Here is a 20,071-nt window from a genome sequence, read left to right as displayed (position 1 = left end):
CGATAGCATGAGTATCGAGCCGATCGGCATTGTCGCCATCTTAGGCGGGCTGCTTTGCCTGTTTCTCGGCAACGGGGCGACGGTCGTGACACTGGCGGTGACGGCTGTACTCGGATCGGCGGCAGCGATGTTCATCGGTTCGGCGAACATCCAGCCGGGCCATGTCCTTCTCGGCTTTCTCGTGCTTGGCGTCATCACGCGCGAGCGGGCGGCGGGGGCATTCGTTCATGCGCTGCGTCTCGGTGAACCCGGATTTTGGTTTGCGCTTCTGGTTGTCTATGGCGTGATGAGCGCCTATTTCGCGCCGCGGCTCCTGACGGGCGTGACGCAGATCGTGCCGCTCGGAACCACGGTCTTCGGTGATACGCGTTCCACCGTGCCGCTGGTGCCGGTATCGAGCAACTTCACGCAAAGCGTCTACATGATTGGCAACCTCATCTGCTTCGCAATGACGGTTGCGGTCGCATCAACCTATCGAGGCTTCCAAGCCGTTCTCGCCGGACTGCTTGCCTATAGCGTCGCCAACACTGTCTTCGCACTGCTCGACATCGGTACTTATTCGACAGGCTCGCAAGGTATCCTCGCGTTCATGCGGAATGCCCAATACACGCTTCATACCGATGACCAGATTGCCGGTGTGAAGCGCATCGTCGGGTCGTTTACCGAGGCATCCTCCTTTGCCCGCTCGACGCTCGGCGTCTTTGCCTTTACCGGAACGCTCTGGCTTTGCGGTCGCCGGCCCTATATTAGCGGTCCGATCGCCGCCATATCTCTGGTGTTGGTTGTAATGTCGACGTCGTCGACCGGGCTCGTCGGCGCGCCGGTCATGTTGCTGATCCTTTTTGCAACTGCCTTGTCGGTCAGTGGACGGAAAAATACCAGCCGCACCGCCACGGTCGCGATCGTCTTTGTGCCGTTGGTGTCATTGGCGGTTGCCCTCTTGGTCGCGATCGACCCGGACATGTCGAAGCTGATCTACAATTACATTGACATCGTGGCCCTCGGCAAATCCGCGTCCAATTCCGGAATTGAACGTAACTCCTGGAACATGGCCGCGATCCAGAACGTCTTCGACAGTCTTGGGCTGGGGGTCGGCCTCGGAACGGCCCGTACGTCCAGCTTCCTGCTGGCGCTGCTTGCGAATGTCGGCATTCCCGGAACGATCTTCTATTTGGCTTTCGCATTCGATGCATTGATCAAAAAGCGTGGTGTCCAGGGGAGTTTTATGGCTGACGCGCGCCTTGCAGCGCGCAACGGCTGTTTGGGGTTGCTGGTCGGCGACATGCTGGTGAGCCCGGTCATCGACCAGGGCCTGTTCTTCTGCATGTTGGCCGCGATGGCCTCGGCCCAACCGGAGCGCGCTACACAGGTCGTGCGCGCCAGCCGCCCGATAGGAGCAACCATATGAGTGCTGCCGCCCTTTTTGCGGTCAATGGCCGCTTCCTCACGCAGAACGCAACGGGCGTGCAGCGTTATGCGTCGAATGTCGTGCGCGCACTGGATGAGGCGCTCGCTGCGGCCGATGCGCAGGCGGCGATCATCGCTCCATCCGGGACGCCGAACCCGGGTTTCAGTCATATGCCTCTGATCCAGTCGGGACCTCTTTCGGGGCATCCCTGGGAGCAGATCACCTTGCCTGCCCAATGGCCTGGTCGGCTCCTCAACCTTTGCAACACCGCGCCGGCCTCCAAAGCCGATCAAATCGTCTGCATCCATGATGCCAACGTATTTTCGGCTCCCGAGAGCTATAATCGCACCTTCCGGATGGTTTACCAGACGCTGCAGCCGCTTCTCGTGCGGCGATCCGCGCGGATCGCCACGGTTTCTCATGCCGCCGCACGCCAGATCGCCCGGCATCTGCCAATCCGGATCGAGGACATCGCCGTGCTTCCAAACGGCCATGAGCATGCCTTGAGCTGGGATCCGGCGCTCGCACAAATGGCGCCGGGCTTCATTGCTGAAACCTTCGGGCAGAGCGATCGCCGGTTCATTCTGGCTCTGGGTTCCAGGGCGCGTCACAAGAACCTCGCGCTGCTTGTCGATGCGGCTCCCGGGCTTGACGAGATCGGCGTGGATATCGTGATCGCCGGTGGAGGTGCCGAGATCTTTGTTCCCGGCGCACTCAAACAGCGATCCAACGTTCATCTGATCGGCCGCGTGTCGGACCACGATCTGGCTTATCTGCTCGAAAGGGCGCTCTGCCTCACCTTTCCGTCGCTGACGGAAGGTTTCGGTCTTCCAATCGTCGAGGCCATGGCACGCGGTTGTCCAGTCATCGCTTCCTACACCGCGAGCATGCCGGAAGTCTGCGGTGATGCCGCTTTGCTCGCCTCACCCTCCGATCCTGCCGCCTGGATCCGGCATATCCGCGCGCTCAAGGAGACGCCGGCGTTGCGCAGTGAACTCATCGGAAGGGGGTATGGACAGGTGCGGCATTTTTCCTGGTCGCAGACGGCTGCGAGCTATATGGAACTGCTCGAGCGGCCCGCAGCACATCCGAAGACCTACAAGCCGGTCACTGCGAGCGTTCCACGCGCGGCCGTCGTCATCGCCACGCGCGGACGCCCTGGCGTCGTGAGCGCCACAGTCCGCCACCTGCTTGCCACGCAAACGCTGAAGCCCGAAGCCGTGATCGTTTCGTGCATTGATCTTGCGGACGCGGGCGATCTGGTCGGACACTCGGAGGTGACGGTGGTAACCGGTTTGCCGGGCCTGACCACGCAGCGCAATACGGCGCTTCTAAGCCTGCCGGAAGAGACCGAGATCGTCGCCTTCTTCGACGACGACTTCATTGCGGACAGGAATTGGCTTGCCGCGGCCGCTAGATCGTTTCGCGACGACAGCCAGATCGTCGGCTTTACCGGACGGGTGCTTGCCGATGGCGTCAACGGCCCGGGCATCGGTTTCGAAGAGGCGCTGCGTCTTGTGGAGGCCGCTCCGCCAAGCGACTGGAGCTGGATCGAGCCCTACAGTCCCTATGGCTGCAATATGGCATTTCGGGCCCAAGCCATCGGAGAGACCCGTTTCGACGAACGTCTGGTACTCTACGGCTGGCTGGAGGATCGCGATTTTGCCGCGGCGCTTTCCAAGCGCGGCGGTCGTTTCGTCAAATGCGCGGAAGCCTTCGGCGTGCACATGGGAGTCAAGAACGGTCGAATAAGTGGTGAACGCTTCGGCTATTCGCAGATCGTCAATCCCATCTACATGCTGCGAAAAGGTACGATGACGGGCGTGAAAGTCGCCAACCACATCTTTTGCAACATGGCCATGAACTTCACGCGCGCGGCATGGCCCGAACCCTTCGTCGACAGGCGCGGACGGGCCAGAGGCAATCTGATTGCAATCGCCGATCTTCTTCGCGGCCGCCTGGAACCCGAGCGTGCGGCAAGGCTGACGACGAAGAATAGCACGGGGCAACTTAAGTCGGAGGTGACGACCAGATGACGCAGAACAATCCGTCTCTTTTGGAACGCTCGTCCCGGCTTTGGCGGTTAGACGACACTCCTGCGGACAACCCCAATGAAGGACCGGTCGCCCTCCTGCGATCGATGTGCGCGCTTGCCCTGCAGCACAAAACCAAACTTATCCTATGCACGGCCGTCGGGATCGGCCTGGCGGCATTCCATGCCCATTCCCTGCCGCGGATCTATACGGCGACAGCAACCTTGTTGCTTGAACCGCGCCGCCCGACCTTGGCCTCGGGTCAGGACGGGAGTGGCGCGCAGAATCTCGACCTGAACAGGGCCGATAGCGAGCTCCAGATTATCCGTTCGGAGCGCCTGCTCTCGGCGGTTTTCGACAGTTTGAATCTGGAGGCCAGCGCGGAGCTCGGCCCGCAGCCGCCCCGGATGCTCGATCTTGTCGTCAGCAATGTACGTCGTATCTTCAGCGAGCCGGGGACAGGGACCGGCGCCGCAACATCGGAAACCGGCAAAACAGCCCGATCCGACGGGGCGGTTGCGACAAATAATATCGAGCCACCCGCCACTAATGCGCGTCAGGCAGCATTTCAGAGCTTCGCGAGGCGCCTCGATGTCCGCCGGGTTGGCCAGTCCTATGTCATGGAAATCAGCTATTCATCGTCCGACCCGGTGCTTGCCGCGCGTGTCGCCAACGCGGCCGTGTCCGGCTATATCCTGCAAGCGGTGTCTTTCAAGGCGGAAATGGCCCAGGCCGGGACGGAAGTGCTTCAATGGCGCCTCGATGCCTTGGCCTCGCAGGTCGATGCTGCGACGGATGCCATGAAGCAGGGCAAGCTGCCGGCCATTCCAACGCCGGACGGCGATGCGCGGATTATCGGCGCAGCGCTGCCGCCGCTAAGCCCATCGGCACCGCGCCCATCGTTGATCACTGCGCTTGGAGGCGTTCTCGGCCTGCTTGCCGGCTTCTCCATGATTGCGCTCAATCTTGCGCTCGATCGGAAGGTTCGAAACGCCAAGGACCTGATGCGGGATACGGGGATACCATGTCTCGGAACCTTGCCGGACGCGGCAAGCCGGGTTGACCTCAGGCGAGGCTCGCATAACAGAAGAAGCTCCGTGATCGTCAACCTGCCTGGCAGTGCTTATGCCGTGGCGATCCGCGATCTCAGGACATCGATTGAGATCGCCTGCTCCGCAATTCGCAACGAGCGAGGCATCGTGATCGCGGTCGCTGGCTGGGAGACGGGCACCGGAGTGTCGACGCTTTGCTTGAGCCTGGCGCAATTCATCAGCCGGAGCGGTCGGTATACGACGCTCTTCAATGCGGAAATGGGGCAGATCGACCTCAGCGACGATGGTCCCGACGCTTTGCCGACAACGTCGCTGGCCGATGCGCTCGTTGCCGACATGCGGCCGGAACAGGTGATCTTCGGGAACGGACGCGGAGACGGTGACGGCATTGCCGTGCTCCCCATACATTCCGAAAACGCCTTGACAAATCTCTATGTCGATTTCCGCGACCGGCGTGTCGCGCGGATCGTCGAAGCAGCCCGTGCCAGGGGTGACGTGCTTCTCGGCTTGCCGTCAGTCGGCGGCTCGACGGATGCGCAGGCACTGGCAATTCACGCTGACGCCGTCCTGATCGTCGCCAGCGCCGGACGGACGACCACAGAACAAGTCAACGATACTTTACAGCAATTGCGACGCTCCGGCGCCAATGTGATTGGTACTGTGATCAACCGGGCAAAGGCATGACAAGGATGGAATCTCCGAAAATCGCCGTCATCATCACCTGCTGGAATTATGAAACCTATGTGGCGACTGCGATCCGCAGCGTCCTTTCACAGGGGCGGGACGATTGCGAGCTTGTCGTGATCGACGACGGCTCGACGGATTCCTCCTGGGACATCATCCAGAGCGAGGGCGTGACCGCCTATCGCATTGAAAATGGTGGGCAGCGTGCGGCGGGCCTTTACGGATTGGAGCGAACACAGGCGCCGTTCGTTCTGTTTCTTGATGCGGACGATGAGCTGGCTCCAGGCTCGCTCGCAACGATCATTTCGAGGCTGGACAGCGACGTCGCCAAACTTCAATTCTCGCTGACCCGGATCAATGATCGGGGAGAAGTTACCAGTGCCGCGACACCTCTGAAAGAGTTCCGCGAGCGCGAAGCGCTTGCCGATCTCGTGCTGCGCACAGGCGTCTACACCACCCCACCGACATCCGGAAACGTGTTCAGGCGCGACCTGTGCGAACACCTTCGGGACATGACTTACGACCGCGCTGTGGATGGAGTGATCCTGTTTGCTGCGCCGTTCATGGGCGATGTCGTGAGCCTGTCTGATGAACTGGGACGCTACCGTGTCCACGGCCGTAACATTTCCGGGCTGGGGCGTGCCGTCGACCCGGCTTCGTTGCGCGGCGAACTGAACCGCTTTGTCCAGCGGATGAGCCACCTGCGCCGAATTCTGGCGCAGTATGGTCGGGCAGATGAGCTGGTTCAGCCCGAGCGGGCCTATTTTTATCTCGAGCGCAGCTTCTATCTGGCGATAGCCGAAGGGCGGCGCCCACCGATCCGACGTCTGCTTGAACTGCTTCGCCAGCTTTGGCGGGAAGCCTATCCCATGAAGACCAAGGCGACCGTCGCGGCATTCTGGTTGTTGACCATGGTGCTCCCAAACCGACGGGCGCGCGGTGGACTTGCCTATCGGCTGAATGGAGGCAAGCGCTCGACCCTCGGGATGATTCAGTCGCTGCTATAACGGCCATGAGCCCGAGTTCGGATCGGGTAGGCGATCACCGACGACGGTCAGCCAGTTCGAGCCGTCCACGTCCGGCGATCAGTCGCACGCCGAGGGCAAAGAGCGTCCCGACATAGGCCGCGGCACCCGTCGCCACGACGAGGGCAAGCTCCAGGACATGATTCCAGGACCGTCCCGCCAGCTCGTCTCGTAGCATGAGAACCCACACGACCATGACGATCGCGGCAAGGCCGATCTTCCATATGTTTTTCAGCTGCGCCCCGATACCAAGCCCCAAGAGCCGCCGGGCGTCGTTCAGGTAGAATGCGAACATGATAGCCGAGAGGAGAACCCTCGCGACGCTGACGCCGCCGGTCGAAAAGAAATAGAAGCCGATCGAGATCAGAACGATCCTGAAGCAGAGGTCGATGGCATTCAGCCTGAAGAGAATATGAGGACGGTCGAGAGCGAGGCTGGCCGAATACAGGGTCTGAAAATAGGGGATCGGTATCACTGCCAGTGAAAGCATGCTCAGCAGAGGAGCCGCATCCTTCCATTTTTCTCCGAGCAGGAGATCGGTGACAAGGTCCGATGTCAGCGATATCCCGACGCAGGCGGGTACTGAAATCAGCATCGCGAAGCGGGCGGCCTTGAGAAAGGCCAGTCTCATTCGCTGAGGATCCGAGTTGATCTGCGAGAAGGCGGCCATCACCGGCTGCAGCGCCGGCCCGATCAGGCTTTGCGTCGGAACCACAGACACGTCGCTCGCCACGGCATAGCGGCCGAGCGTGGTGCTGTCGGTGCCGGCGCCGATCAGAAAACGGTCGAATTGCCAGTTCAGCGCCGAGACCAGTTGCGCGGAACTGAACCAGCCGACGAAGCCGGCGAAATCTGATAGCCGCGCCAGCGAGAGCGCCGGCCGATATGGGGCAAGCACATAGGACATCGCCACGGCCGCTATCGAATTGGTGACGAAGTTGGCCGCGATGGCCCAATAAGCCCCTCCGGAAAAAACGATGATGATGGAGACGACGAAGGCGCACAGCTTGCCGCAAAACTCCATCATGAAGGTCTGCTGGAAGCCCATATTTCGGGCGAAATGCACCATCGCCGGACTATAGAACCCTTTCACGATCGGGCCTAATGCCAGCATGGCAATCAGCGGGATCAGTTGAGGGTTGTGATTGAACATCGAAAAGGGCCAGGCGGCGGTCATGACGATGAGCGCGATCAATGCGCTCCTCATGACGCTCAGCGTGAAGCCGGTGTCCAGATGGCTCTTGTTGATGACGTTCAGCCGGACCAGCGCCTGCGTGACCGGCACCTCGAGGACGGTATCGACGACGACCACAAGCGACATGGCCAGCGCCGCCAGGCCGAAATCGGCCGGCGTCAGGATGCGAGCGAGGAACAGAAGCGTGAAGAAGTCGATGATGCGCCCAAGAAAGCGTGACACGATGAGCCAGCCGGCTCCTTTGAAGGCTTTGAACGCGAGCATCCTGAACCTCTAAGACCTCGCCCATCGCCATGGTAAACCGACATTGGCTCCATGCCGTTCCATGGTGGGCGGAAGCTCTTCTGGTTGTGCTTCGACGGAACCATGCTTAAGACGCGTTACAATAGTCATGGATATGTCCTTGGCATAAAATTCAACGATATAGGCGGGCCGAAACCCCTCGCAGCACATGCGCCATTTCAAGCGCGGCAAGCAGCGGCGGTTTGAGCAGAGGGAAGTCGCGCGCAATGGCACCCTCGCGCCACAGATGCGATTTGACTGACATCAGCTTCTTGGCGAGATCCGTATTTTGCGGGCGATTGAGCACATGCACCACGTCGGAACGGCCGAAGTCGACTGAGCGGGCGCCGACGCCGAGGGCCATGATGTCGATCCGGCTCGGATTAGTGATGGCTTGCTTCAGGCGCAACCAGGCACAGTCTGCGTCACGCAAGACCTGCGCGCCGCTACTGATCCGATCAATATATTGCAGGGCTCCGGACAGAAGCGGATTTCCCGCCGCCGGTTCCAGCTTGCCGTACCGGATATCGCCGGAATTGGCGATGACAACGCCGCCGGCATCCTTGCTGAACTGCCGAACGGATGGCAAGGCAGGCTCGAACAGGCTCTCGATGATCTGCCAATAGCGCAGGATCACGGTTTCCACCTTGAACGGATTGTACAGATTCTGCTCGACGACAAGGCCCGCGACCATCGGAAAATGGTCCTCGCTCAGTCCCTTGTAGTTGCAGCGCGCAAACTGGATGGTCTCGAACCGGCGATCGGGAAGGCCGGCGGCCAGCAGCCGTTGGGTGCTTCCGTAAAGACCCGTATCGCAAAGAACGATGCGTTTCGCCTGGCCCGAAATCTGATCGAGATGGCGAATGAACAGGTCGTTCTGCTTGCGAATATCGTCCAGCACCGCTTGGCCGATACTGCTATCGAGCAGCGCGAAAAATCGCTTTGGATCGAAAGTCTGTTGCCAGGGCTCCGGCAATTCGTAGCTTTGTCCACCCAAGGCGCGGGTGACGTCTGCGAAGCTTCCCCGCTGGAATTCGCGACCGAGCTCGTCCAACACTGCCGGGCTCCTGGTCATGACCGCCGAACGCGCGGCGACAAGCCTTGAAACCAGAATATTGTCGCGCTTGAGGTCAAGCGGCAGGCCGAGCGCCTGCAAAACCCGCTCGAAAGCCTCCCTGATGCCGATGCCGCCCCTGGCGCAGAACAACAGCGCGGTGTCGCCACCAGCTTTTGCCTGCGTGGCATATAGCCAGATGAACAGACAGAACTCCGCGACGATCGGTCCGAAAACCTCCCGGCCGAAGGAGACCTTGTCGTTTGGCGCGGGAATATCCTGGCCGTGATGCGCCAGGCGCTGGCGGATCTGTCTGACCGCTTCGGTGGCTGCGCCGTCCGCGCGCGAAGCATAGCGATCAAAACGGCTCCTTGGAAGGTGAACGGTCTTGATCCCCATTGCGTCGGGCACCCGGACGTCGGCCACCACATCGTCACCAATATGCAGAACCTGAGACGGGGAAACGGCCTCAGTTTCAAGCACGACGGAAAATAGCCCGCCATAGCGCTTGCTCGCCTGGGCATCGGCGCTCGAATAGATCTTGTCGATCAGCCCCGGACCGTGGAAATGGTTGATCAATTCGGCAAGGTGGTCGGTTGAAAGTCCGGTGTCACTCACCGCGACAATTCGGGTGCCAGCCTGTCGATATCGCCTCAGTAAGGTGGCGAGTGCTGCGTTTGCTGAGAGAGCCGTCTTTTCAACGACCAGTTCTATGGCGAGACGCTCCTCTGTCAGGCTTTCCGGTAAACCAAGCAACGCCAGCTGGCTGCGGATAATATCGGCTAACCGCACTTCGCCCGCACCATCACCTGCATTGAGCGCGCGGTAGGCAAACTTCTGAGCAAGAAGACGAGCCCTGACAAGTTCGTTCTTGCCGATGGACAGACCTCGATCTCTCAGGAGATGCGCAAAACGCGTCTCACCCGCAGCGATCCGGGAGCGCTGCGACTTTCCACGGCGCAACAGTAGCGTGTCGAACACGTCGGTAGAAATCAGCTCGATTTCGTCGGCATGCTGATAGAAATCGTCGAGGCTTCGCCGTAGCACTAAACACCCCCTCGGCGTGCACCGAAATTCAGTCGATTTTTCCAAGCAAGATATGATTTCCAATATCGAATTGCTTATAACAATGGTTCGATATCGATTTGAAGCATAGACTAGCAGCATAGAGTAAAATATATCAAGTACTATTCGGAAATATAAAGGAAATCACCTGAATTTATGTTCCATTTATCTCCTGATGAGGATTAGTATGCACTGTAATATCCGAATTATTTAGATTGTATGTTTGAATTCAACTTCCAATATCTCAAAAGATAATCTACGCTTGTAAAACGGCTGGAGGTGAGGGTGACTCCATGAATGATGCAGGCCATCAGACCATCATCGACCCCGTCACCGAGGCGGAACGGTTTGATGCCGTCGTTCTTGGGGCCGGTATTTCAGGACTGGTTTCCGCGTCGGTACTGCTGCGGCAGGGCTATGCCCGGGTTCTCATCGTCGACGAATATGACCATATCGGCGGAAATCACATCGACTGGTCCTCCGGGGGATACACCTTCGACATCGGCAGCCTGATTTTCCAGGACGATTCTCCGCTGCTTGAGCACTTTCCCGAGTTGCTGCCTTTATATGTGCCGATCACCCCGCAATGGGCGCGGTTGAACCCTCAAGGAATGATCACCACCTATCCGATCTCGGTTCGGGACGACATTTTCGGTGCGGGCCTGCTGGAAAGCGCGCGGATTTTTGCCTCGGTGATCTATGCCCGCCTGTTCCAGCGGAAAATGCGCAATGCGCGAGAGTTTGCGCGCTATTGGATTGGTGGACGGCTGCTCCATCGCTCCGGCCTGGAATCCTACATGAGGCGCTTCTACGGAGTTGCGACGGATGGGATCGATATCGAACTCGCCCGTAAGCGGATGCTTTGGATCAGCGAGCATGCCTCCATTCAGAACCTTATTTCCCGCGTTTTGAAACCGAAACGGCAAGGCCCGACCAATCGGCAAATGGCGCGCCCCAAGGAGGGATTTCGCTTTCTTTACAAAGCGGCCTCCGATCGGCTGGAAAAGGACGGTGCCGCGTTTCACTTGGCTGCTGAAATGCTGAGCGTCTACAAGGTTCAGGACCAGTTTCACCTGCAGCTCAAAGACAGACTTGTCGCATGCGACCGCATCATCTCGACCATTCCCATTCACAGGGCGGAAGAGCTATGCGGGCTCGATTCCGGGCGAAAGCTCGACACGATCACGCTCATCGGCCTTTATTTCAGCTTTTCCGGCGATCGCGGTTTTCGTCAGTCGATCATCTATAATTTTTCCCACGAGGGCGCGTGGAAGCGCCTGACGATGTATTCCGACTTTTATGGTTGCGCCGACGATCGCGAATATTTCACGGCGGAGGTCATCGGCAATCACGCCGGCGGCTCGGTACAGCAGGCCGAGGACGACTTCAGGGAGCATGTCCGCGCCAATGGACTATTCCAGGGCGACCTCAAGCTCGAAGGAAGCTATGTCCTGGAGGAGGCCTATCCGATCTATAGCCGAGGCGCTGCTCAACACGCCGCCGAAGCCATCCGGCAACTTCAGGCGTTCGGCCTCGAATCTCTCGGCCGCCAGGGCGGATTCAACTATCAACCGACCGCACGCGCCTCCACAGTGGAGGCCGAAGCCGCACTGCGCGACAAGCAAATTTCCTAGATAATTTGCCGCACGGCCGCAGGGAAATGAAGAATATGCACGTGCCGGATAGGCTTGGAATCTCAATGATGGCTGATGTCTCGGCGGAATATAGTCGTGAATATTGAGAAGTGACATAGAATTATTCCGGCATCGAAAATTTGTATTTGTCGACAATGGTATTGGGTGCGGTTTCATGCGGATTTTGCATATTCTCAATCACACGAACAGGCTGAATGGACATGTCCATGCGGCGGTCGATCTTGCCTGTGCGCAAGCCAAGCTTGGCCACGATGTCTGCGTCGCGAGCGGTGGCGGCGATTTCGATCAGCTGCTCCACAGGTACGGTGTTACGACCGTGGTGATCGATCATCAGAGAAAGCCGTTCAACCTGCTGAAGTCCTCGTATGCGTTGCGCAGGCATGTTCGCGCATGGCGGGCGGAGATCGTTCACGCCCATATGATGACGAGCGCCGTGTTGGCGTGGCCGATCTGCAAGGTCGCCGGCATCCCTCTTGTCACCACGGTCCACAATGAATTCGAGAAAAGTGCGATCCTGATGGGGCTCGGAACGCGCGTGATCGCGGTGAGCGAGGCTGTCGGCGCGTCGATGCTGAAGCGCGGAATCCCGACATCGAAGCTTCGTGTCGTCCTCAATGGCACGATTGGTTCGGCGCGTATCGAAAACCGCAGTCCGTTGCCCATCGTTCTCGGGTCTCCGAGCATCCTCTTTGTCGGCGGTCTGCACCCTCGAAAGGGCCTTCCCGATCTTTTCGAAGCCTTCCGGCTCGCACATGAGAAGCATCCTGCGGCGAGGCTCTATATTGTCGGGGAGGGGCCGTTCCACGCCGACTATCAGGAGGCGGTCGCGCAAATGGACTGCGCGGCGGCCGTCACATTCCTGGGCGCTAAGGAAGATCCCTTCCCCTGGATGGTGGGCGCCGACATTTTCGTATTGCCGTCCCACGCCGACCCGGCCCCCTTGGTCCTCTCGGAGGCGCGTGAGGCTCGCTGCGCCGTCATCGGGACAAAGGTGGATGGCATTCCGCAACTGCTGGAATATGGCGCGGCTGGAATTCTCGTGCCGCCGCATGACCCGCCGGCGCTGGCGGCAGCGCTCTGCGGCCTGCTCGAAGACCCCAGCCGTATCGGGGAATGGCAGGACAGGAGCCAGATACGGATCGAACGCATGACGATCGACCGTGTCGCTCGCGAGACCATGGATGTCTATGCGGGCGCCCTTGAAACGGGTTCGAAAACCGCACAAGCCGCAGCCTAGCTGGCGACGTAACATCGAAGCGCACGATGGACCAACAGAGGACAGGAAATGACGATCGCAACTTCTCGGCGCAACGTCCTGATAGGAGCTGCCTCGCTTGCCGCCGCCGGCGGTCTGCTGTTGACGAACAAACGGCCCTCCGCTGAAGAGGCTCCCGATCCGACCGAAGGTCGCAGCCTTATCTTCGACGAAGGATTTACGACGCTGGACACGGCGATATGGGATGCAGGCCCCAAGGCGACCACCTTCGATACCGGCTTCTACGGACGATCCGCCTTCAGCCGGATCGATGGCGAAGAGGGCTTCAATCCCTATGCGATCGTGGATGACCCATCAGCGAGCAACGGCAAGGCGCTTCAAATCTCGGCCCAGTATATTGGACGCCAGATGAATGTGCCGAACTATTACGGCAACAACCAGCCTGAATACCAATGGATTTCCGGCAATATCCAGACGGCCAAGCCTGACGGCACGATCCTCAAAGGATGGCGGCACGGCTATTTCGAGGCGCGGATGCGGTTTCCCGCCCATCCCTTGAGCTTTCCTGCTTTCTGGCTGATGAACGGCAGGAGCATTCTCTTCCCGAAGACAAGCATCGAGCTTGATGTCGTCGAGCAGAAGGGGTGGGAACGCGATCTCTATGGCGCATACCTGCACGAATGGGGCAAGCCGGGTGAGCATCATGAGGGCATCGGCGTCCCGACCGGTGTCGACATCACCACTGGCTACTTCCGCTACGGCCTGCTCATCGAGGGCGCCCGCTGCCGCTTCTACTTCGAGCGCAAACAGATCCGTGACCCGAAAACCCAGCAGCCCATCGACTGGACGTTGGGGCGCGCGGCGGAGATGGATGCGGGTAACGACGTGTTCTGGCCACTGCTTACGCTCGCCTTGCGGTCGGACGTGCCGTTCCCCAATCCGCTGAAGCCGGAAGACCGGCTAACCCATATGCGGGTCGACTATATGCAGGTTTATGCGTGACACCCGCTGAATTACCGCGTCAAGCGATCAACGACGTAGTCACAGGGCTTACGAAATTTCCTTCGCGGCGACCCGCAAGGCATCCGCATGCACATCGACAACCCGCTCGGTATCGAAGCTGTCTATGAAGCTCTGCCTGAATTCTGCATGGGACAATTCATCCTGCAGGTTGTCGCAGTAATAAATCATCGCCTTGACCAGTTCATCGCCGCCGCTCACTGGAACAAGGCGTCCGAGACGCCTGTCGACGAGAATGTCGCTCGGACCGAATTCACAGTCGGTCGAGATGACCGGCAGGCCGAACCTCAGGGCCTCGCAGATTGCCAGCGACCAGCCTTCCCAACGCGACGTCGATACGTAGATGTCACTGGTGGATAAGGCCGGTTGTGGATTGTCCGGATGGTGCTCGATGCTCACCACGTCTTCAAGTTCCAGTCGACTGATCTGATCGCGCAGTTCGGCCTCTCCTGCGCCATAACCCACGACCTTCAATCTGACGTTCTTGCGAACCTTGCAGAGCTCCGCGAATGCGTCCAGCAGGATGTCCTGCCCCTTTTGATAGGAAAATCGGCCGACATTCACAAAGGTAACGCAGTTTACGTCCTCAAGAGGTTTTATTCTTCCAGCATCGAATTTTCTGACGGGATTTGGCAGCCAATATTGCGGGGTCTTGCTGGCAAACATTGCCTTGAATGATTCAAGCTGCTTGGGTGATGTGCCGAAGACATAGGAGAGGCGCTTGATGAAATAGATCCTCATCAGGAAGAACAGGATCTTGGCCTTCAGATGGCTCGGTTCCAGCCGTGGATTGCCATGCAGATGCATGGCGAAATTCCTTCGGATTCCGAGGCAAGCCATCATGCAAATGACCGTCGGCTCAATCTGCGGGACAACGATAAGGCCGTAGTCCTTGCTCTTGAACACGCTTCTTAAGATAGACATCAACTCTCGTCTGCTGCGGGCAATTCTGTCGATCGTATTATAGCTTTGCTTTCCGGCTGGCCGGTTTTTGTGGTGAGACGTGTAAAGGACGTCGATCTCGAAATCGGCTGCATATTTGTCGGACAAGGCAGAGCATATCGTATCGACCACGCGCTCGATGCCTGCGAATGAGCTTGTACCGGGTTGAATGTAAAGGATTTTTATGCGCTCGTGAGTTGGTCTTTGTTCTTTCCCATCCGGCAATGCGGCGTTCATTTGCATGCGCGCGTCCTATTCGAGCTGACAGGTCTTCATAGCACGATGCAGAGTACAGCATTAATAACAAATGGCGAGTGTCTCCAGTATTGTTTAGAAAAGAAATAGTAATATTCGCAACCTGAAATTCGATAAGTATCTCCCTTATCCGAATAGCCTATAAAATGGATTTTGCTGCGGCTTGGAAAATGATGGGAGCCTTGCCGGTACCTTGCACTGGGCTTGGGTAGAGGGGGCATCTCTCGATGACCGCTTTCAATTCGTTGACGCATGAGTCAATGAATCATTTGAATGGCACCTCTGCGCGTGCTAATGCCCTTGCGTGGCAACCGGGCGCAAAGGCCAGAGAATGAAAAGATTTAGCCTGCTTCTGATAATGGCTATGCTTGCGTCATGTGCGGGCCGCCCAGGACCTGAGGTATTGGAAACAGTCTCCAAAACGCCTGCAACGACGAATACGTTCACGGTCTACTCAGCAACGACCAGGCCAAGAAAAGATCCGGCGCAGAATATTTTCACGAATGGGCGATCGATTTCAACAAACTACGCCCGCTTCACGATCTCCATTCCTCCGACGCATAAGAGCGGCCAGATAGAATGGCCCCGTCCGAAACCTGACCCGCAGAAGACATTCGCGGTCACTGGGCAAGCCGTCCTTAACCGAGAGAGTTTTTTGAAGACACTTCCCGACAAGGGCGAAGAACGCCGGGTTGTCGTCTTCGTCCACGGTTATAATTATAACTTTCAGGAATCCCTGTTTCGGCTTGCCCAGTTGAGAGCCGATTCAAATCTGCCGGCCGTGCCGATCTTGTTTTCATGGCCGTCGCAGGCCGCTCTGGCGGGCTATATAGCCGACAAGGATTCAGCCACATTTTCCCGGGATAACTTGACGCAGCTTCTCGTGGATATCACCAGGGATCGCAAGCGCGGCGAAGTTATGGTGTTCGGTCATAGCATGGGCGGCTGGTTGACCACCGAAGCTCTCAGGCAATTGAAGCTGGAAGGCCGGGAGGATGTGCTGGCCAAGCTTACTGTGGTCCTGGCGGCTCCGGATATCGATGCGGATGTGTTTATCTCGCAGCTGAATGTCATCGGCAAAATGTCTCCTCCTCTGACGGTTCTCGTTTCGCCGGACGATCGGGCTCTGGAAGCTTCGACATTTTTGGGTAGCGGTGTGCCCCGCGTCGGTGCGCTTGATGTCAGGGATGAAGTTGTCCGGGAGGCGGCGGTCAAGGCCGGTGTCCGGTTGATCGACATTTCAGCGCTCAAAGCTTCCGATCCAGGCAATCATGATCGCTTCATCGCTCTGGCGTCGATGAATCCGAATTTTGATGCCGGTACGAATGGAAAAACGAACGCGGTTGGACAGGCCGGCGCCTTCGTCTTCGATGCCATCGGTGCAACAATATCCAGCCCCTTCCGCCTGGCTAGCCGAGCGGTCAATCCGCAGTAAGGCTTCCAATATATGGAATCGGGCGCGGCTGGGATTCAGCCGCGCCCGAATGCGTTTACGGTCCGGATCAGGCCAGATCAAAGCGATCAGCGTTCATCACCTTCGTCCAGGCCGCCACGAAGTCACGAACGAACTTCTCCTGCGTATCGCCCTGGCCATAGACCTCGGCCAGCGCCCGCAGCTGCGAATTGGAGCCGAAGACGAGGTCGATACGGGTGCCGGTCCACTTGATTTCATTCGTATCGCGGTCACGTCCTTCGAACACATATTTCGAGTCCGGGGAAACTTTCCATGCCGTGCCCATGTCGAGCAGGTTGACGAAGAAATCGTTGGTGAGCGTTTCAGGGCGCTTGGTGAAGACGCCATGCTGGGATTGTCCGGTATTGGCGTTCAACACGCGCAGGCCACCGACCAGAACCGTCAATTCCGGCGCGGTCAGTGTCAGCAGTTGCGCCTTGTCGATCAGCAACTCCTCGGGCGAAATGGTGTATTCGCCCTTCTGATAGTTGCGGAACCCGTCGGCGATCGGCTCCAGCACAGCAAAGGACTCGACATCGGTCTGTTCTTGCGTCGCGTCGGTACGACCGGGCGCGAACGGAACCTCGATGTCGTGGCCAGCATTCTTCGCTGCCTTTTCGACTGCGGCAGAGCCGGCAAGGACGATCAGATCCGCAAGCGACACCTTCTTGCCACTCAGCTGGGCGTCGTTGAACGCCTTCTGGATGCCTTCAAGTGTTGCGAGCACGGTCGCCAGCTGCGTCGGCTGGTTGACTTCCCAATCCTTCTGCGGGGCAAGGCGGATACGTGCACCGTTCGCACCGCCGCGTTTGTCAGAACCGCGGAAAGTGGCAGCTGAGGCCCAGGCGGTCGAGACCAGCTGCGAGATCGGCAGCCCCGATGCGAGGATCTTTTCCTTGAGATCGGCGATATCCTTGGCGTCGATCAACAGGTGGTCAACGGCTGGGATGGGATCCTGCCAGATCAGCTCTTCAGAGGGAACTTCCGGGCCGAGATAGAGTACGCGCGGTCCCATGTCGCGGTGGGTCAGCTTGAACCAGGCGCGGGCAAAGGCATCGGCGAACTGATCCGGATTTTCGAAGAAACGCCTCGAAATCTTCTCATAGGCAGGGTCAAAGCGCAGAGAAAGGTCCGTGGTCAGCATGGACGGCGCGTGACGCTTGGACGGGTCGTGCGCGTCCGGCACGATACCCGCGCCGGCGCCATTCTTCGGTGTCCACTGATGGGCACCGGCCGGGCTCTTGGTCAGTTCCCACTCGAAGCCGAACAGGTTTTCGAAGAAGTTGTTGCTCCACTTCGTCGGCGTCGTGGTCCAAATGACTTCCAGGCCACTGCTGATCGTGTCGCCGCCCTTGCCCGTTCCATAGCTGCTCTTCCAGCCGAAACCCTGCTCCTCGATATCGCCTGCCTCGGGATCGGCGCCGACATGTGCTGCGTCGCCCGCGCCATGGGTCTTGCCGAAGGTATGACCGCCGGCGATGAGGGCCACGGTTTCCTCGTCGTTCATGGCCATGCGTGCGAAGGTTTCGCGGATGTCACGGGCCGCGGCGAGCGGATCCGGGTTGCCGTTCGGGCCTTCCGGGTTGACGTAGATCAGGCCCATCTGCACGGCGGAGAGCGGCTTTTCGAGGTCGCGGTCGCCGGAGTAACGCTTGTCGCCAAGCCAGGTGTCCTCGGAGCCCCAATAGACGTCTTCCGCCGGCTCCCAGACATCGGCGCGGCCACCGGCAAAGCCGAAGGTCTTGAAGCCCATCGATTCCAGGGCGACATTGCCCGTGAGGACGAGCAGGTCGGCCCAGGAGATCTGGTTGCCGTATTTCTGCTTGATCGGCCAGAGCAGGCGACGTGCCTTGTCGAGGTTGACGTTGTCAGGCCAGCTGTTGAGCGGCGCGAAACGCTGCTGACCGGCTCCCGCGCCCCCGCGGCCATCGCCGGTGCGGTAGGTGCCAGCGCTGTGCCAGGCCATGCGGATGAAAAGCGGGCCGTAGTGACCGAAGTCGGCCGGCCACCACTCCTGCGAATCGGTCATCAGCGCGAAGAGGTCCTTCTTCAAGGCCTCCAGGTCGAGCTTCTTGAATTCCTCGGCATAGTTGAACGCCGTGCCAAGAGGGTTGGACAGGGAGGAGTTCTGATGGAGAATCCTAAGGTTGAGCTGGTTCGGCCACCAGTCCCGGTTCGACCTGCCGCCATGGGCCGTGTGCGTATGCACGACGGGACATTTGCCCGCGTTGTCGACTTTCGTATCCATAATTCTCTCCCTTGAGATTCTTTGAATTGAGCTAGTCTGAGAAAGACAGTCCTGAGGCGAACGTGCTTGGGGCGTCAGCGTTCTGGATAGTCCGGACATCGGTGAGCTGCGCACGGTCGGCAGCCACCTTACGGGCCGCATGTGACAGTGACGCATCTCATCTTTGCTTCGGGTATTATAGCCAAGCCCCTTCATTAATTTAAGTTGGATTTTCTGATCGCCGCGATAAGGTAGGCTTATGACAAATTTGACACTGAAGCAGTTTCGCTATTTCGAGGCGTTAGCACGGCAGGGGCATTTCGGGCGCGCGGCCGATGTCTGTGCGATCTCGCAGCCCGCTCTGTCGATGCAGATCAAGGAGCTGGAGGAAACGCTGGGTACGGAGCTCTTCGAAAGAGGCGCGCGCCAGGTTCGGCTCACCAGCTTCGGAGAGGCGTTTGCACTGCGCGTACGCGAGATCCTGCGTTCGGTCGACGAACTGGGGGATCTGGCGCGGGCTTCGCAGGACAGGCTGGTGGGGCGGCTGCGGATAGGCATCATCCCGACGGTCGCGCCCTACCTGTTACCCGCCATCATCGGCAATCTCACCCGCATGCATGACGGACTTGAGATTCATGTGCGCGAGACGCTGACCTCGAAGCTGGTGCAGGAGCTGGCGGAGGGTCGGCTCGACACCGCCATTGTTGCCTTGCCGGTCTCCGAGCCTTCGCTGACCGAGGTTTCGCTGTTCTCGGAGAACTTCGTGCTGGTCCGGCCGGGCGAGGATGAGGGAAAGCCGGTGCCCAATCGTGAAGCGCTCCGTGAAATGAGGCTGCTTCTGCTTGAGGAGGGGCATTGCTTTCGCGATCAGGCCTTGTCGTTCTGCAACATACAGTCGGCGCTGCCGCGGGAACTGATGGACGGCAGTTCTTTGTCCACGCTGGTTCAGATGGTCAGCGCCGGCATTGGTGTCACCTTGATCCCGGAAATGGCCGTTGGAGTGGAGACGCGGTCGGCGTCGGTGTCGGTCGCTCGTTTTCAGAACGTCCAGCCGTCGCGAACGATCGGAATGATCTGGCGCAAGACAAATCCTCTGGCCAAGCAATTCCTGCAGATTTCCGAAGTCGTCCGGCAGTCTGCCGATGCAATGCGCGCGCGATATAATCCGACATTGTCGACGCGGGAGCCTGGGGTTGATGGTCGCAACATAGAGGTGGTGGAGGCGGCGGCGAATTGAGTGGTCTTGCTGGCGGGACAGCCGTGGATAATATTTTTGATATAGCTAACTCTACTATTGGATGCTAACTATACATCATTACTAAGATACGAAGTGCGAATAAATATCCAGATTACGCAGAAAACATCGACGAAGACTGTGATTTTGTTCGGTAGATGTAAGAATCCATGAAAGATTAACTTTCGTATGGCCGTGATACCCATCACTTTTTCGTAGATTTAGGTGATGGTGGTTCTTGAAGCTGGATTTTTTAAATAACCGATTCTTC

At 58.6% G+C, this 20,071-nt stretch carries 13 protein-coding genes; 9 read left to right on the top strand and 4 right to left on the bottom strand.

The window, feature by feature from the left end; all coding sequences use genetic code 11:
• Positions 1–7 precede the first annotated feature (7 nt).
• The 4 genes from RRH01S_RS23050 to RRH01S_RS23035 are packed head-to-tail and all read left to right on the top strand — an operon-like array spanning position 8 to position 6,184.
• Positions 8–1,408: a hypothetical protein gene (locus tag RRH01S_RS23050; protein ID WP_015917747.1), complete on the top strand. Its 1,401-nt coding sequence runs from the start codon at positions 8–10 to the stop codon at positions 1,406–1,408.
• Positions 1,405–3,444 (top strand): glycosyltransferase, encoded by a 2,040-nt coding sequence (locus RRH01S_RS23045; protein WP_034516125.1) that lies wholly within the window; start codon positions 1,405–1,407, stop codon positions 3,442–3,444. Before RRH01S_RS23050 ends, RRH01S_RS23045 begins: the two co-directional genes overlap by 4 nt.
• Entirely contained in the window at positions 3,441–5,177 is a 1,737-nt protein-coding gene (locus RRH01S_RS23040; RefSeq protein ID WP_015917745.1) for an exopolysaccharide biosynthesis protein, read from the top strand. Before RRH01S_RS23045 ends, RRH01S_RS23040 begins: the two co-directional genes overlap by 4 nt.
• A gap of 5 nt (positions 5,178–5,182) precedes the next feature.
• The gene (locus RRH01S_RS23035) at positions 5,183–6,184 is read left to right on the top strand and encodes a glycosyltransferase family 2 protein (RefSeq protein ID WP_007691600.1); all 1,002 of its coding nucleotides are present in this window, start codon (positions 5,183–5,185) and stop codon (positions 6,182–6,184) included.
• 34 nt (positions 6,185–6,218) lie between these two features.
• Here the strand turns inward: RRH01S_RS23035 and RRH01S_RS23030 are convergent, their stop codons facing one another.
• Positions 6,219–7,661 carry a lipopolysaccharide biosynthesis protein gene (locus RRH01S_RS23030; RefSeq protein WP_015917743.1) on the bottom strand — a complete coding sequence of 481 codons (1,443 nt, stop codon included), beginning with the start codon at positions 7,659–7,661 and terminating at the stop codon, positions 6,219–6,221.
• A gap of 151 nt (positions 7,662–7,812) precedes the next feature.
• Positions 7,813–9,780 carry a hydrolase gene (locus RRH01S_RS23025; protein WP_034516128.1) on the bottom strand — a complete coding sequence of 656 codons (1,968 nt, stop codon included), beginning with the start codon at positions 9,778–9,780 and terminating at the stop codon, positions 7,813–7,815.
• Positions 9,781–10,091: 311 nt separating this feature from the next.
• Between RRH01S_RS23025 and RRH01S_RS23020 the strand changes: the two genes are divergently transcribed.
• From RRH01S_RS23020 to RRH01S_RS23010, 3 genes are all read left to right on the top strand, one after another.
• On the top strand, positions 10,092–11,432 hold the full coding sequence (locus RRH01S_RS23020) for an NAD(P)-binding protein (protein WP_015917741.1): 1,341 nt from the start codon (positions 10,092–10,094) through the stop codon (positions 11,430–11,432).
• Between the two features lie 175 nt (positions 11,433–11,607).
• A complete protein-coding gene (locus RRH01S_RS23015; RefSeq protein WP_007691588.1) occupies positions 11,608–12,690 on the top strand; it encodes a glycosyltransferase family 4 protein in 1,083 nt (360 codons plus the stop codon).
• Between the two features lie 48 nt (positions 12,691–12,738).
• Positions 12,739–13,671, top strand: coding sequence for a LamG domain-containing protein (locus tag RRH01S_RS23010; RefSeq protein ID WP_007691586.1), 933 nt, complete (start codon positions 12,739–12,741; stop codon positions 13,669–13,671).
• 48 nt (positions 13,672–13,719) lie between these two features.
• Here the strand turns inward: RRH01S_RS23010 and RRH01S_RS23005 are convergent, their stop codons facing one another.
• Positions 13,720–14,874, bottom strand: a complete 1,155-nt coding sequence (locus RRH01S_RS23005; protein WP_015917740.1) for a glycosyltransferase — start codon at positions 14,872–14,874, stop codon at positions 13,720–13,722.
• A 370-nt stretch (positions 14,875–15,244) separates the two neighbouring features.
• Between RRH01S_RS23005 and RRH01S_RS23000 the strand changes: the two genes are divergently transcribed.
• On the top strand, positions 15,245–16,321 hold the full coding sequence (locus RRH01S_RS23000) for an alpha/beta hydrolase (RefSeq protein WP_374188764.1): 1,077 nt from the start codon (positions 15,245–15,247) through the stop codon (positions 16,319–16,321).
• Positions 16,322–16,388: 67 nt separating this feature from the next.
• Here RRH01S_RS23000 and katG read toward each other — a convergent pair whose 3' ends face one another.
• Positions 16,389–18,587 carry a catalase/peroxidase HPI gene (gene katG / locus RRH01S_RS22995; protein WP_015917738.1) on the bottom strand — a complete coding sequence of 733 codons (2,199 nt, stop codon included), beginning with the start codon at positions 18,585–18,587 and terminating at the stop codon, positions 16,389–16,391.
• Between the two features lie 238 nt (positions 18,588–18,825).
• On the opposite strand from katG, the gene RRH01S_RS22990 reads away from it, so the two are divergent.
• Positions 18,826–19,803, top strand: a complete 978-nt coding sequence (locus tag RRH01S_RS22990; protein WP_015917737.1) for a hydrogen peroxide-inducible genes activator — start codon at positions 18,826–18,828, stop codon at positions 19,801–19,803.
• Positions 19,804–20,071 lie beyond the last annotated feature (268 nt).

The organism is Rhizobium rhizogenes NBRC 13257 (assembly GCF_000696095.1).
GTDB lineage: Bacteria > Pseudomonadota > Alphaproteobacteria > Rhizobiales > Rhizobiaceae > Rhizobium > Rhizobium rhizogenes.
The sequence above is the reverse complement of the archived record's forward strand: the minus strand, read 5'-3'. Positions and strand labels throughout refer to the sequence as shown.